Source organism: Archangium sp. (assembly GCF_057119385.1).
Genome location: NZ_DBNGVP010000009.1, coordinates 1 through 13,838, shown reverse-complemented (window position 1 = coordinate 13,838; position 13,838 = coordinate 1). Strand labels below are relative to the sequence as shown.

The 13,838-nt window shown below is 71.4% G+C and carries 12 protein-coding genes; 8 read left to right on the top strand and 4 right to left on the bottom strand.

The features are described from left to right. The 3 genes from AC16DP_RS03055 to AC16DP_RS03045 all read right to left on the bottom strand — a co-directional run. The coding region (locus tag AC16DP_RS03055; RefSeq protein ID WP_483956615.1) for a hypothetical protein at positions 1–960 on the bottom strand (960 nt) is incomplete at its 3' end. Between the two features lie 116 nt (positions 961–1,076). Further along, on the bottom strand, positions 1,077–2,003 hold the full coding sequence (locus tag AC16DP_RS03050; protein ID WP_483956614.1) for a DUF2381 family protein: 927 nt from the start codon (positions 2,001–2,003) through the stop codon (positions 1,077–1,079). A gap of 86 nt (positions 2,004–2,089) precedes the next feature. Then, entirely contained in the window at positions 2,090–4,195 is a 2,106-nt protein-coding gene (locus AC16DP_RS03045) for a serine/threonine protein kinase (RefSeq protein ID WP_483956613.1), read from the bottom strand. A gap of 394 nt (positions 4,196–4,589) precedes the next feature. On the opposite strand from AC16DP_RS03045, the gene AC16DP_RS03040 reads away from it, so the two are divergent. The 3 genes from AC16DP_RS03040 to AC16DP_RS03030 all read left to right on the top strand — a co-directional run bounded on the left by AC16DP_RS03040 (position 4,590) and on the right by AC16DP_RS03030 (position 6,379). After that, complete coding sequence (locus AC16DP_RS03040; protein ID WP_047860775.1) at positions 4,590–5,207, top strand: RNA polymerase sigma factor; 618 nt, start codon at positions 4,590–4,592, stop codon at positions 5,205–5,207. Between the two features lie 69 nt (positions 5,208–5,276). Continuing rightward, positions 5,277–5,921, top strand: a complete 645-nt coding sequence (locus AC16DP_RS03035; RefSeq protein WP_329728150.1) for an anti-sigma factor family protein — start codon at positions 5,277–5,279, stop codon at positions 5,919–5,921. A gap of 2 nt (positions 5,922–5,923) precedes the next feature. Beyond that, positions 5,924–6,379: a hypothetical protein gene (locus AC16DP_RS03030; protein ID WP_329728151.1), complete on the top strand. Its 456-nt coding sequence runs from the start codon at positions 5,924–5,926 to the stop codon at positions 6,377–6,379. A gap of 6 nt (positions 6,380–6,385) precedes the next feature. Here AC16DP_RS03030 and AC16DP_RS03025 read toward each other — a convergent pair whose 3' ends face one another. Beyond that, positions 6,386–6,928, bottom strand: a complete 543-nt coding sequence (locus AC16DP_RS03025; protein ID WP_329728152.1) for a hypothetical protein — start codon at positions 6,926–6,928, stop codon at positions 6,386–6,388. Between the two features lie 387 nt (positions 6,929–7,315). On the opposite strand from AC16DP_RS03025, the gene AC16DP_RS03020 reads away from it, so the two are divergent. From AC16DP_RS03020 to AC16DP_RS03000, 5 genes are all read left to right on the top strand, one after another. Continuing rightward, positions 7,316–7,549, top strand: coding sequence for a chaperonin (locus AC16DP_RS03020; RefSeq protein ID WP_329728153.1), 234 nt, complete (start codon positions 7,316–7,318; stop codon positions 7,547–7,549). Positions 7,550–7,732: 183 nt separating this feature from the next. Next, entirely contained in the window at positions 7,733–9,064 is a 1,332-nt protein-coding gene (locus tag AC16DP_RS03015; protein ID WP_329728154.1) for a hypothetical protein, read from the top strand. A 37-nt stretch (positions 9,065–9,101) separates the two neighbouring features. Beyond that, positions 9,102–11,174 (top strand): cation:proton antiporter domain-containing protein, encoded by a 2,073-nt coding sequence (locus tag AC16DP_RS03010; RefSeq protein ID WP_329728155.1) that lies wholly within the window; start codon positions 9,102–9,104, stop codon positions 11,172–11,174. A gap of 68 nt (positions 11,175–11,242) precedes the next feature. Beyond that, positions 11,243–12,988, top strand: a complete 1,746-nt coding sequence (locus AC16DP_RS03005; protein ID WP_329728156.1) for a hypothetical protein — start codon at positions 11,243–11,245, stop codon at positions 12,986–12,988. A gap of 51 nt (positions 12,989–13,039) precedes the next feature. Then, on the top strand, positions 13,040–13,687 hold the full coding sequence (locus AC16DP_RS03000) for a hypothetical protein (RefSeq protein ID WP_329728157.1): 648 nt from the start codon (positions 13,040–13,042) through the stop codon (positions 13,685–13,687). The last annotated feature ends 151 nt before the right edge of the window (positions 13,688–13,838 follow it).

Genomic DNA, 13,838 nt, shown 5'->3' with positions numbered 1-13,838 from the left:
CCACGTGTTGTCCGTTTTCAGCCGCTCGTCCAGGGCGCCGCGCACCTGGGCCAGGAGCTCGGGCCGCAAGGCGGGTGGCTCGCGCACGCGCACACACTGGCGTGGCTCGCCTTCCACGCCGGGGGGCGCCGGGCGGGGCTCGAAGTCGAAGGCGCCCACCGCGGCCGCATCCCCGAAGAGCCGCGAGGCGAGCTCCTCCCGGGAGGCGTACGCGGGAACCCAGAGCACCTCCGGACGCTCCGGGTCCACCTGGACGGGGAGCGGGGCCTGCTGGGGTGAGAGGAACGCCAGCGCGCTGTCCGCCTCGTCCTCCGGCGTGCCCTCCGTCTCGACCCGCTCGTCCTCGAGCCACTCGGGTGGAATCTCCTCCATGGGGGGGAGGCGCCAGGTGCGCTCCAGGGCGGGCGTGTCCTGGCGGCCCCAGTCATAGGTGAGCGTGAGCACCCCTCCGGCGCCCACGCCCTCCGGGACGTCCACCTCCACCTCTTCCCGGCCCGGCTCGGGACTCACCAGCCGGGGCAATGGCGCGGGCGGGTAGCCCCTGCGTGGCTCCACCCGCAGCCGCATGCTCTCGCCCCAGAGCAGCTCGCCCGCGGCGATGACTTCATCGCCTGCCTCCACCACGAGGGTCCCCGGGTCCATCACCCGGAGGGAGAGCACGTCCCCCCTCCACTCTTCCACGCGGGGGCCATGGGTTCTGGCTCGCGCCTGCGCCTTGACCGAGAGGAGCACCCGCTCTCGTCTCGGCTCTTCGCCGGCCGCGCCCATGCTGGTGACGAGGCAGCTCGCGAGCAGGAGGGCCTGGAGGCGCTTTTCCGCCGCGCACGCCGCCTGCTGAACGAGGACAAGGAGCGCCAGCGCACCGGCCTCCCGCCCTGGCCGGCCTCGCCGGAGTGCTGGCCGTGCCGCTCCTCGTGTCACCGCGCCCGTCCCCACCCCAGAATCGCGGTGCTTCTCCATGTGTCGCGCCTTTCCCCCAGGTGAAACAACCCTGAAGGATAGGATGCGAGACAGCCAACCAGACAGGGGGGGCGGTGCTCGAGTGGGAACGAGAAATGACTCGCCCGCCCTTCTCGTCATGGAAAGGTGATGTGGCCCAGGGTGACGGTGCGCTGCTGCTCGGCGTCCCAGAGCGTGAGGGTGTACGTGCCCCGGGCCTCCTTCTCCGAGGCCAGCACCTCCACCACCACCCGGATTTGCCCCTGGGTACCGGGGTCGGTTGAGGGGACGGATTGCCAGAGGGGCAGCGGCTTCAACACCTCGCCCTTGGGGCCGCGCAGCACCGCGCCCGCCGCCGTCCAGGGCAGCGTGCCGGGATTGTCCAGCCACACCTCCACCGCCACCCGGTCCTTGGCGCGGTAGCTGTGGGCCTGGCGCAAGCCCAGGGCGTTGCCCTTCGCTTCGGTGACGCTGTCTGTCAGGGTCTTGGAAGCAATGCCCTTCTTTCCCAGCAGCTCAGAGGCCAGCACGCCCCTGAGTCCCTCGGGGACACCGCGCTCGGCGCGCAGCTGGCGCACCTCCTCCTGGCACTGCCGGGTTTCGGCCTGGGCGGCCTTCTCCCCCTCCTGGAAGGACACCAGCGGGCGGGGCTGGCGGAACACCTTCAGCTGCGACAGGCCCAGCGCCGGGTGGGCCAGCAGCAGGAAGCGGGCGCATGCGGGGGCGGTTCCGTCCGCGAAGCACACCTCCAGAGGGAAGCGCTCCCCGGCCGCCAGGTTCTCCGGAGGCACCAGCGTGAGCGTCTTCTGCCCGGGGTTCACCTCCTCGAAGCGCTCCGGCGCCTGGAGCCGCACGGACCCGGGCTGGAGCGGCGTGTCGAAGCGGAGCGTGAGGGACAGGCCCGGGCTGATGCACACCACGGGCGGCGTCGCGGAGGGCTCGGCCGGCAGTACGAGTTGGGGGCTCGCCGTCTCACACACGTCCGCGGGGGACGGCGTGGAGGCCTGGGGCAGGGGCGAGAGGAGGGCCAGCGCGAGCAGGCCCACGGGGGACGCGAGGGGCACGGGAGTCAACCTCCAGGGGAAGGCGGGGCGGGGTGACGGGAGGCGTTGGCCTCTACCACACCTCCCAGCCCCCGTGCCGCCCGCGCCTACTCGAAGCGCTCCACCGCCCGGACGCCCTGGACGGAGAAGACGACGGCGGCGTCAGCCGGGCCGCCGACATCCTTCCTGTCCACGCCCGGTGGTTGCCCCCACCGGGTGTCCTCTCCAATCAGCTCCAGGCACACCGGGTACGTCTTGCCGGTGCTCAGGTCCCGGGCCTGGGTGAAGCGGCCGTACACGCGCTCCGGCCCGAAGTAGAGCCGCCCGGTGAGCTCGCCAACGCGCAACGGCCCCTGATAGGTGGAGTCACGTCCGAAGTAGACCTTCACCGGCGTGGACTCGCGCACGGTGACGGGCTTCACGCGGCCCTCGTCGGGGAAGTCCGCAGTGGCAGTGTCGCCGATGCGGATGTCCAGCTCCTCCATCGTCTTCACGGCACCCGGAGGGCAGTCGGCGGGCCGGGGCGGGGGGCGCACCACCTGCGGGGTGCTGGTGCAGCCGGTGAGCAACACGGTGCAGAGGCCCACCAGACACAGCTCCTGGCGGGCGGGGACACAATCCGAGGCCTGAGGCTGCGGCCTGGGGGCGGGCTTCTTCTTCGAGCGGGTGTCGTTCTCGCGGGACATGGGGGCGGAGGTGGGCACGGGGGAATCGCCACGGGAGGCGACCGCGCCCCCGCCAGCTTCGGACGGCTCGTCCGGTGCCGCCACTTCGCGGACAAGCCCGGGGTGAGGTGTCGGGAGCGCCGCCCACCACCCGGCAGGTGACGGTACCTCCGGTGCAGCCGCTGCCAACGGACGCTCGCCCCCGGACTCCAGGCGGGAGTGCAGCGCCCAGGTGCCCGCCAGCACCAGCAGCAGGGCCACGGCCGCTGCCGCGGCGCCAACGGGCCGCCCTCGGCCCGGCCTCCGCGCGGGGGGCCACTCCACCACCGCGCCGTGCCCGGCTCCGGCGCCGTGTCTGGCTATGGGGGCGGGCCCGGGGGCGGCAACGGCCTCGTGCGCCGACACGGGCCGGGGCGGCTCATACAGCCGCATCTCCACTGCTTCCGCCAGCGCCTCGAAGCTCCCGGCCGGCGCCTCTTCCAGCGCGGCCACGGCGGCGGCGGGTGCCACCGGCGCAGGCGGCGGCTCCTGCCGGGCCTTGCGCACCCGCCCGCGCCGGGGCATCACCGCCTTCATCTGCTGGTGGACGCGCTCCCACGAGTCGCGGTCCACCACCTGGCCGGGTATCTCCTCCGTGGTGCGCACCTCCGGGGCGTCGGGGTCCATCAGCGGCATGTCCCAGTCCGCCCCCGCCCCCGCCAGCGCCTCCTCCAGCGCCCCGGCCACCGCGTCCATGTCCGCCAGCCTCTGCCCGGGCTCCTTCTCCAGCAGGCGCAGGCACACCTGATTGAGGGCCACCGGCACCCGCGGGTTGCGCTCCTGCGGCGCCAGCGGCGCGCGGGTGCGGATGTCCTCCACCATGCGCGGGTTGCCCAGGCGCGAGCCGAAGGGCAGCCTGTCCGTCAGCAACTCGTACAGCGTGACGCCGAAGGCCCACACCTCGTCGGACACGCCCGGCTGGTAGCGCGCCTCCTCCTCCGGGTGCTCCTGGAGGAAGCGGTACGCCTCGGGGCTGGTGTACTCGGGCGTCCCCGGCGGCAGCCGCCTCATGCGCGGCAGCGTGGCGCGGCCCTCCAGGTGGCCCACTCCGAAGTCCACCCACACCGGCTTGCCGTCCGCTTCCCTCACCAGCAGGTTGTGCGGCTTGATGTCTCTGTGCAGCACGCCCTGGCGGTGCACCACCGCGAGCGCCCGTGCCGCCTCCCACATCAGCGTGGCACCCGTGCGCGCCGAGGGGTTGTGCTCCAGCGCATGGCCCAGCAGCGTCCGCCCCGGCACGTACTCCATGACGAGGTAGAAGTAGCCCTCCTCCGGGGTGGGCCAGCGCCCATGGCCCAGCACCCGCACCACGTTGGGGTGCTCCAGGTGGCGCAGGATGTCGAGCTCCAACTCCCCCGAGTGGCTCACCGGCAGGGAGCGGAAGAACTTGAGGACATAGGAGCGGCCCTCCCACTCGGCCAGGAACACGTGGCCCTGGCCGCCCTGGCCCAGCGGGCCCACCACCCGGTACTGGCCCACCCGCTCCCCGGGCTCGGGCAGTCTGTACACCCACGCTCTCTTCACTGGGGTTACCTCCGAAGTCCGGAGGCTAACATGACCCGTCGCCTCCTCCCGTGGCGCCACATCCGGCACGGGGGTTGGCCAGGACGGTGTCCGGACCTCTCACGCGCTCCGATCCGGAAACGGGAGGCACCTCCGCCCAGGTGTAGACGTCTACACTTGATGTGGTTTGGGGACCTATACCCCAGGCGTAGACGTCTACACCTGAAGCGCGGCCGGGGGGACGAAGGTTGGCGATTCACGGTTTCGGGGTGTCCCCGAGCGCGCGCGGCCCGGGTGTCCAACACCGTGCCCATCCGCCGCGACGGCCGCCCACCGGTGAACGGCCGCCCCTCGCACTATTGCTTGGGCGCCGGGGCGCTCATGCTAGGGTGGCGCACCCTTGGCTACCGACGATCTCACTCTCGTCAAGCGCGTCCGCGGCGGAGACCAGCGCGCCTTCAAGCTCCTCGTCGAGCGTTACCAACGCAAGGTGTATGCCGTCGCGCTGGGCATGCTGAAGGACAAGGAAGAGGCGATGGACGTCTCCCAGGAGGCGTTCGTCAAGGTCTACAAGTACCTCGACCACTTCAAGGGCGACTCCTCCTTCTACACCTGGCTCTACCGCATCACCGTCAACATCTGCATCGACGTGATGCGCCGCAAAGGTGCCTCCGGCGGCGAGACCGAGGAGTTCGACGAGTCCGTCGCCAACGACTTGTCCGAGGCCCGCATCGGCGCGCTCGGCAGCCGCCTGGGCACCAACCCCCAGAAGAGCGCCCTGCGCCGGGAATTGGCCGAGAAGATTCAAGAGGCCCTCGCCGCCGTCCCCGAGAAGCACCGCGCCATCCTCCTGCTGCGCGAAATCGAGGGCATGTCCTACGAGGACCTCTCCCGCACGCTCGACATTCCCAAGGGCACGGTGATGAGCCGCCTCTTCCACGCCCGGGCCAAGGTGCAGAAAATCCTCAGTGAATACCTGGAGTTGGACGAGGCGAAGAGCGGAGTGGGCAGTGAGTGAAAGGGGCTGGAATATCGGTGCCCCGCTCCCGTCCAACCCGCACGTCCCCCATTACGCCGGGTGAGGAACATGGCCGGAAATCCCGCGTGCGAGCGCTTCGTCCCACTGCTGTCCCCCTACATCGATGGGGAGCTGTCCCCCGCTGACCGCGTCAACGTGGAGCGCCACCTGGGCGCCTGCCGCGACTGCGCCGGCCGCGCCGCCGACCTGCGTGCCGAGTCCGCCCTGCTCCGGGTGGGCCTCGAAATGGCCGTGGACGAGGTGGACTTCAAGGACTTCACCCAGCGCGTCATGGCCCGGGTGACGCCCGAGCGTCCTCCCCTCCTGGAGCGGCTGCGCATCTCGCTCTCCGAGATGTTCCTCTACCACCGCACCGCCATGGTCTCCTCGCTGGCCACCGCCGCGGTGCTCGCCCTGGTGGTGATTCCCCTGGTGATGAACCAGAACGACGCCCCCCTGGGCTACGGCGCGGACCGCATGCGCGTGCGCGCCGTCCGGGCCTCCGAGGGGGCCAAGGTGGCCCCGGTGGTGCTCGAGTCCGATGATGGCAACACCATCATCTGGGTGGTGGACCAGGACACGGCTCCGGCGCACGATGGCTCGGCCACCGAGCCCAAGGCCGGCACCCCGCCGGACGAGCACGACGAGCTGGACGGCGAGCCGCTGAAGAAGGGCCCGGCCAAGCCCCAGCCCCCCAAGGGAGGAGAGCTATGAGGATGACGACGCGCATGCCGGGGGCCCTGCTGGCGCTGGCCCTGCTGGGGCTGTTCCTCCTGCCAGGCGCCGCGCTCGCCCAGGAGCAGAAGCTCAAGGTGGAGGTGGAGGTGGTGCTCGTCTCGCGCAATGGCTCCGAGGTGAGTCCGCCCCAGCTCCAGAAGATGAAGGAGACGTTCCAGCGTCAGAACTTCAACTTCACCTCCTTCAAGCGCCTGTCCCAGCAGTCCATCGAGGTGAGCAGCAAGGAGCCCACCGAGGTGAAGCTGCCCAACGGCGTCAACGCCTCGCTCAAGCTGCTGCGCATGCAGGGCGACACCGCCACCCTGCGCGTGGACGTGCCCCAGCTGTCCGCCGTGGACGTGGAGCTGGGCCGCGAGGGCGCCGTCTACCAGCGCGCCGGCAAGCACGTGGGCGGTGAGCTCATCCTCGTGCTCACCGCGCCGCCCGCGAAGTAGTCCCCCTCACCAACTGATGAGGTAGGTGCAGTCCATGCCGCCCTTCTGGCGGCACCCCAGCGGCGCGTGCTCCACGCGCACCCACATCGCGTCCTTCGGCCGGAAGCGCTCGCACAGCGCCTCGATGATTCCGTGGTCGAAGTTGCACGGGTAGGGGTTGTCGCAAATCATCCGCCCGCCGTGCGGCGCCGTCTCGAAGCGGTAGCCGCCGATGTTGCCGTTCTGCTGGCCCCGGTGGTTCATCTGGTAGGCCACGTTCAGCGAGCCCAGCGCCTGCTCCAGCGTGCGGATCTCCGGCGGGAACTTCGCGTGCTCCGGCACCTTCCGGCCCACCGCCCGCATCGTCACCGGGCCAATCTTCTGCTCGATGCTTCCGATGGCCGTCAGCGCGTTGCGCATGGGGTACCACCCCTGCGGCTCCAGCGCGGCAATGCCGTTCTCCGCGAGGATCTTCATCGCCCTGGACTTGAGCAGCTCCATTCCTCCGACCATCGCCATGATGGACTGGCCCAACACCTGGACTTCTGGGGGAATGACGCGGTTGTTCATGCTGGCTGGCTCCCGAGGAGGACTTCGTCTGAAACGACTGGGGGGCCACGAGTAGACGCCATTCCCGGCGGGGAGGGCAGGGGGGTCCCCCTCGGGGCCGCGCGCTCGCGTCGTCTTCTCGATAGAGGCGGTGTGCACCGCGTGAAAGAGGTGCGTGCGTCTCCGCGGGTGTCGGTTCCGGTCATTCGTTCCAGGGTGCTCCACCCCCCCTTTTGTAGAAATGCCAGTCCCGGACGGGGGGCTCGCGGCCCTCTCACCTTGTGGGAGTCCAGTGATTCCAGGGGGTTATGCATAGGCACGCGGGTTGCTCCAAGGGTTTCACGTCGGGCGGCGGCGTGGGGCGTCGGCAACGAGACAGGCAACCCAGACCAGAGGGAAGGGCGATCCATGGCGAAGACCCAGCGGGGTGGACAGGTGGCGAAGGTGGCGCGTCGGGTGAAGGGGACGGCGGGGCGTGCGGTGGCCAAGGCGAGCCGGCCGGTGCGCAAGGTGCAGGTGACGCTGGGGGATTTGATCGCCGCGGCCTTCGATGTGGCGGGTGAGACGACGGCGGCCGTGAAGCTGGTGTCGTCGCGGGCCATGACCGAGGCGACGGGCAAGCAGATCGTCTTCGTGGGTTGAGCGCGGGTTTCGGGCAGCGGCCCGCGTCCAGGGATGGAGCGGGGCGAGCCAGGGCGTGGAGCGGGTCGGGGCTGGGGTGGGAGGACGCGGGCCGCTTGCTTGATTTCCGAGAGGGCGAGCCGTGTACGCCTTCGACGTGCTGTCACCGGGCACCGGCCGTGAAGCGCGGTAGAGTGACGCGCCATGATTGGTGCCCTCGTTCTTGCCTCCGTGCTCCATCAGGCCCCCAGGGCCTTCGTCGAAAATCCCGCCGCGTCCGCGGATGATGGCATTCAATTCCAGGCCGCGCTCGAGGTGGGTGGACTGGCCCTGCCCTCGGGCACGGGTGCCAACCAGATGGACGGTTTCGCTGTCGCCTTTCCGCGCCTGGGCGTGAAGGGCGGCGATGAGTTCGAGTTCGAGCTGGGCGCGCCCCTGCGCCTGCGCTTCCTGGACCAAGCGCCCCAGCAGCTGGAGCAGGACCATGGCGGCCGACTGCGGCGCCAGGACTGGGACGAGCGCAGCGACTTCGCCCAGATTCTGCGCAACCTGCGCATCGGCCGGGACGATGGGCGCGTGCAGCTGCGCGCGGGCGGCTTCTCCACGTACTCGCTCGGCGGGGGCTGGCTGGTGAACCGCTACCACAACCGCCTCTCGCCGGACTACCACCCGGCGGGCGGCAACGCCGTGGCGTACCTCGGGCCCACGCGGGTGGAGCTCTTCGCGAGCGACGTGCTGGCCCTGCGCCTCTTCGCCGCCGAGGTGCGGTTGGACCTGGGCCGCGTGCTGAGCGACCAGGGCACGGCCTTCGACCGCTTCCTGCTGTCGGTGGACGCGGCGCATGACTTCGGCCAGGCGGGCGGCACGACGCCACCGCTGTCCGCGGCGAGCGTGGGCTTCCAGGCGGGCGTGCTGAAGAACGACAAGGTGCAGCTGTGGCTGCAGGCGGCGGCGGGGGCCCGGGCGGACACGCTCATCGAGTCGATTCCGGACTACGGCGTGGCCTTGGGCGTGGTGGTGCGCGGCCAGCCCAACGCGGCGGTGGACCTCACCGGCCGGTTGGAGGCGCGGCGCCAGGGCGGCCGCTTCCGCTTCGGCTTCTTCGGCGCGGGCTACGAGTTCGCGCGTTTCTCCGGCGTGGGCCTGAGCGAGCAGCCGCTGGCCGAGGAGCTGCTGCCGGGGACGTTCTCCGGCTACGGCGAGTTCGCGGCCTCGGTGAGCCCGGGCGGGCCGGAGGACCTGGAGCTGACGGCGAGCGCGTCCGGGGAATACTTCGTCAGCACGGGCCGCATCGACGCGGACGCCGTGCTCCAGGCGCACCTGCCGGGCGGCAAGACGGTGGCCGAGCTGCGCGTCATCCTCACGGACCTGATGATGCACCCGCGCTACTCGGCGGCGCTCGAGGTGCGCCACCGCTTCCTGCCCGCGGTGTACGGGCTCGTCACGGCGGGCCGGGAGCACTTCCCGCAGGCGGAAGGCCACCTGCGCCACGGCTTCACGGCGGGCCTGGGCGTGGGCGTGGACTTCCAGCGCTGAGGCCGTTACGGGAGTCTGAGGCGTGGGGAGGCGCCCCATGCAGGCTCCCGAGCTGCTTCAGGAATTGGTCGTTGTTTTCGGGGTGGCGGTGGTGGTGGTCCTGGCGCTCAGCCGGTTGCGACTTCCCACCATCGCCGGCCTCATCGCCGCGGGTGCGCTCATCGGCCCGAGTGGCCTCGGCTGGGTGGGCGACACCTGGCGGCTGGAGGCACTGGCGGACCTCGGCGTGGCGCTGCTGCTCTTCGGCATCGGGCTGGAGTTCTCGCTCGAGCGGCTGAGGCGGCTGTGGAAGGTGCTCACCCTGGGAGGAGGCCTCCAGGTGGTGCTCACCCTGGTGGCCGTGGTGGCGGTGGCCGCCGTGCTGGGTTTCTCCGCGCGCAAGGGCGTCTTCTTCGGCTTCCTGGTGGCGCTCTCCAGCACGGCCATCGTGCTGCGGGCGCTCGGCGAGCGGCAGGAGACGGACGCGCCCCACGGGCGCCTCATCGTCGGGGCGCTCATCTTTCAAGACTTGTGCGTGGTGCCGATGATGCTCGCCATTCCGCTGCTGGCGGGGCGGGAGGTGGGCGCGGCGTCCATCGCCTGGGTGCTGGCCCGGGCGGCGCTGCTGGTGGTGGCGACGCTGGTGCTCGGACGGGTGGCGGTGCCGCCGCTGCTCGAGGCGGTGGCGGGCACGCGGCGGCGCGAGCTCTTCCTGCTGGCGGTGCTGGGGCTGGGCGCGGGCGTGGCCTGGCTGTCCTCGCTGGCGGGGCTGTCCCTGTCGCTGGGGGCCTTCATGGCCGGGGTGGCGCTGGCGGACAGCGACTATGGCACCCAGGCGCTGGCGGACGTGCTGCCGCTGCGCGAGACGTTCGCCAGCCTCTTCTTCATCTCCATCGGCATGCTCTTCGACGTGCACGTCATCGTGGAGCACCCGGTGCTGGTGGCGGCGCTGCTGGTGGGGGTGCTGGTGGGCAAGTCGGTGCTCGGCGGGGTGGGGGCCCTGGTGATGCGCTTCCCCGTGCGGGTGGCGGTGCTGGCGGGCGTGGGGCTGGCGCAGATTGGCGAGTTCTCCTTCGTGCTGGCCAACGCGGGGCTGCGGGAGGGGCTGCTCAGCATGGAGGAGCGGAGCCTCTTCGTGTGCATGAGCGTCCTCACCATGGCGGTGACGCCGGTGGCGTTGAGCTTCGCGCCCCGGCTGGCGGCGGGCGTGGCGCACCTGCGGCCCCTGGAGGCGCTGTTCGGCGCGCATGGGCCGCACCGGCTGGAGCCCGAGCACGAGGCGCTCTCCCAGCACTTCATCGTCGCGGGGCTGGGCACCGCCGGGCGCATGGTGGTGCGGGCCTTGCGCGCCAGCAACCTGCCCCACGTGGTCATCGAGTTGGATCCCCACGTGGTGGCCGAGGCGCGGCGGCGCGGCGAGGTCATGTACTACGGCGACATCACCAGCCCGGAGATATTGGAGCGCGCGGGCATCCACCGGGCGCGGGCGCTGGTGCTGCTCATCAGTGACCCCGAGGGCTCGCAGCGGGCGGTGTCGGCCGCGCGGAGGCTGTCCCCGGACGTGCCCATCCTGGTGAAGGTGCCCCGGCTGCGGGACATCGGAGACCTGCACGAGCGGGGCGCGAACGACATCGTGGCCGGCGAGTTCGAGACGGCGCTGGAGGCGGTGACGCGGGTGCTGCACGCGGGCGGGGTGGCGGAGGAGGCCATGAACACGCTGCTGGCCGGGTTGCGCCACGAGGGCGTCCCCGAGCACGGCCCCGTCTCCGGGCCCCGGCGCATGCTGGGGACGATGGGCGGGCTGCGGCGGGGCACGGCCACCACGTGCTCGCACCTGGAGCAGCTCCGCCACGACGTGTTGCCCCGGACGTCGGGCTGCGAGGCCTGCCTGGCGCTGCACCTGCGCTGGCACAACCTGCGGATGTGCCTGACGTGCGGCCACGTGGGCTGCTGCGACGCGTCCTTCGGCCGGCACGCCATGAAGCACTACGAGGCCACGGGGCACCCGCTCATGCGCTCCTTCGAGCCCGGTGAGCACTGGGGCTGGTGCTACGTGGATGCCCTGGAGATCGACCCCAGGCCGCCGCCTCCTCCCGCGGAGCCCGCGCGGCCCGGGGTCCACGCGTCCTGACGGACGGGCCGGAGATGCTCGCTCGCTTGCTGGACCCGGACCGGCCCCATTGAAAAGATGGACGCTGGATGAGCATCCCGACGACGACCCCTCCGGCCTCCCCTCCGCATGCGCGCTGGCGGGCACTCGCCGCGCATGGGGGCGCCGCCGCGTTGATCCTCCTCCTGGTGCTCTACCTCTTCCACGAGGTGCTCTCGGACCTGGCCTTCCAGAGCTGGGAGACCTTCTGGCTGTATCTGCGCGTCCAGCAATACGCCGTGGAGCTCGCCGCCGGGCACTTCCCTCCGCGGGTGTTCCCGGACGCCGTGGCGGGAGGAGGCTCCGCGTTCCCCTTCTTCCACCCACCGCTCGCGTACTGGCTGTCCGCCTTCCTGGGCCTGTCGCTTGGCGACATGGTGGTGGGCGTCAACGTGTCCTTCCTGCTGGCGGTGCTGCTCTCCGGGTGGGCCATGTACGGCATGGGCATGGCCCTCACCGGCAGACGGTGGCTCGCCCTCATGGCGGCCGTCCTCTACGTCTCCCTGCCGTACCGCTTCGTGAGTGTGTTCGTCATCGGCGCGCTCGAGGAGTCCTGGACGTTCGTCTGGTACCCGCTCGTGCTCACCGGGGCCTGGTGGACGCTGTCGCGCGAGCGGCTGTCCTGGCTCCTTCCCCTGTCGGTGGCGGGGCTGCTGCTCACCCACGCGGTGATGGCCTTGTACTTCCTCGGCCTGGGCGCGCTGGTGCTGGGGGGCCTCGGCTCCCGGCTGGGCTGGCGCGACGCGGGGCGCGTGGCCGCGGGCGGGCTGCTGGGCGGGGTGCTGACGCTCTGGCACTTCCTCCCCGCGCGGCTCGCCCTGCCGGACGTGTGGGCGGGCGTGCCGGCGGTGATGCGGAGCCTGCCCGACTTCGTCCACGGCCACCGCGTCCAGCCGTGGCAGTGGTTCGACGAGCACCCCAACCGGTGGAATGGCATCTCCACCTTCGAATTCGACAGCATGTGCTTCTCCCTGGGGTCGGGCCAGTGGGTGGTGCTGGCGCTGGCGGCCGGGGCCCATGCCGTGGTGGCGAGGCGCGGCCTGGCGGTGGGGGACGCGCGGCTGACGGCGCTCGCGAAGGGCCTGGCCGTGCTGTGGGCCGGCTGTCTCCTCTTCATGGTGGCCCCGCTTCCCTTCGTGAGCGTGCTGCCCACGGCGTTCAGCGCCATCCAGTTCCCCTGGCGCCTGCTGGGCGTGACGGCGTTCCTCTCGCTCGCCGCCGCCGGGCTCTTCCTGGCCCGCGCGCCCATCAGCCCGCGCCTGGGCGCCATCATCACCGGGGCGACGGTGGTGCTCGCCCTGTCCACGCCGCCCTTCCTGCGCACCAACAGCCTGGTGGGGGATTGGGATGACGCGGCGATCAACCCGTGGACGCTGCGGCGCAATGGCTTCAGCGGGTTCACGGCCAACGGCGAGTACCTGCCTCGCACCCACCCCGTGGAGCAGTGGGTGGAGCGCGTGTCCGATTCACCGGTGCCGGGTGGAGGCATCCAGGTGCTCGAGGCGGAGCGCGACGGCTCGCGGTGGAGCGTGCGCGTGGATGCACCCCAGGGCGGTCCGCTCGTGCTGCCCGTGGTGGCCTATGACTTCTACCGCGCCACGGGGGACGGCGAGCGCGCCCTGGAGACCTTCTCCGAGCAGGGGCTGCTCGGGGTGCGGCTGCTTCCCGGTCAGTCTTCCTTCACCGTGGAGCCCGGGATGACGCCCGCCGGATGGGTGGGCACCTGGCTGGGCGTGGCGGCGCTGGGCGGGGTGCTCTTCCTGGCCCTCACAGGTCGACGCGCGCCCCCGGCGTGAACCCCGGCTCCTGGAGCGGGGCGGGCCGCGGCGGGGTATGCTGGGCGCGTCATGGACATCCTGGATTGGGGCTCGCCCGAGGTCATCGCCTTCTTCGTTTTCATGGCGGGTTCCCTCACCTATGGCTACTGGGCCGCGAAGAAGCAGGAGCTGCTCGATGAGAAACGGCAGGCCTCCTGGGCCAACATGGCCGGGCCGCTCGGACTGACGTACGAGAGGGGAGGCACCCTCTCCGGCGAGCTCGAGGGGCTGCCCGTGCGCATCTTCCGGGAGAAGGGCGAGCGCATGGGCGGGAGGAAGGAGAACGAGCACGTGTACGTGGGGCGGGTGGAAGTGCCCGGGAAGTTGCCCCGGCACTTCGTCGCCGCGCCGCGCAAGTGGACGGCATTGTTCGAGGGGGTGGGCACTCCCAACGTCTTCAAGGCGGGAGAGCCCGTGCTCGACAAGGCCCACATCTTCCAGTGCGCCTCGGTCGAGGCGGGCCAGAAGCTCCTCCAGGACCCGGACGTCCAGCAGGCACTCCACGAGCTCGTGAACCCCGAGAGCGTGAGCTTCGTGCAGGGTAACCACGTGGGCCTCGCGTATGAGACCGCCGCCTTCGTGGAGGATGCCGGCAAGGTCCGGCGCAACCTGGAGTTGCTGGTGCGCGCGGCGCACGCGTTCGCGAAGGCCCGGGAGCGGCTCCTGCTCGCCGCCTGAAGGGCGAGCCCGGAGCTCCGTGCTTCAGCGGCCGAACAGGCCCTTGCGCTTCTGGGGCGCCCGGTCCTGCTGCGCCATCTTCGCCAGCCGCTGCCCGAGGAGGCGGCTCATCTCCAGCGCCACCGTGGGGTTGGCCATCACCATCCCCTGG

Excerpts from the sequence above, each read along its gene's own strand:
- AC16DP_RS03000 (WP_329728157.1), top strand. The coding sequence starts at position 13,040 with ATGGACATCCTGGATTGGGGCTCGCCCGAGGTCATCGCCTTCTTCGTT.
- AC16DP_RS03025 (WP_329728152.1), bottom strand. The coding sequence starts at position 6,928 with ATGAACAACCGCGTCATTCCCCCAGAAGTCCAGGTGTTGGGCCAGTCC.
- AC16DP_RS03015 (WP_329728154.1), top strand. The coding sequence starts at position 7,733 with ATGATTGGTGCCCTCGTTCTTGCCTCCGTGCTCCATCAGGCCCCCAGG.
- AC16DP_RS03005 (WP_329728156.1), top strand. The coding sequence starts at position 11,243 with ATGAGCATCCCGACGACGACCCCTCCGGCCTCCCCTCCGCATGCGCGC.
- AC16DP_RS03035 (WP_329728150.1), top strand. The coding sequence starts at position 5,277 with ATGGCCGGAAATCCCGCGTGCGAGCGCTTCGTCCCACTGCTGTCCCCC.
- AC16DP_RS03010 (WP_329728155.1), top strand. The coding sequence starts at position 9,102 with ATGCAGGCTCCCGAGCTGCTTCAGGAATTGGTCGTTGTTTTCGGGGTG.
- AC16DP_RS03020 (WP_329728153.1), top strand. The coding sequence starts at position 7,316 with ATGGCGAAGACCCAGCGGGGTGGACAGGTGGCGAAGGTGGCGCGTCGG.
- AC16DP_RS03030 (WP_329728151.1), top strand. The coding sequence starts at position 5,924 with ATGACGACGCGCATGCCGGGGGCCCTGCTGGCGCTGGCCCTGCTGGGG.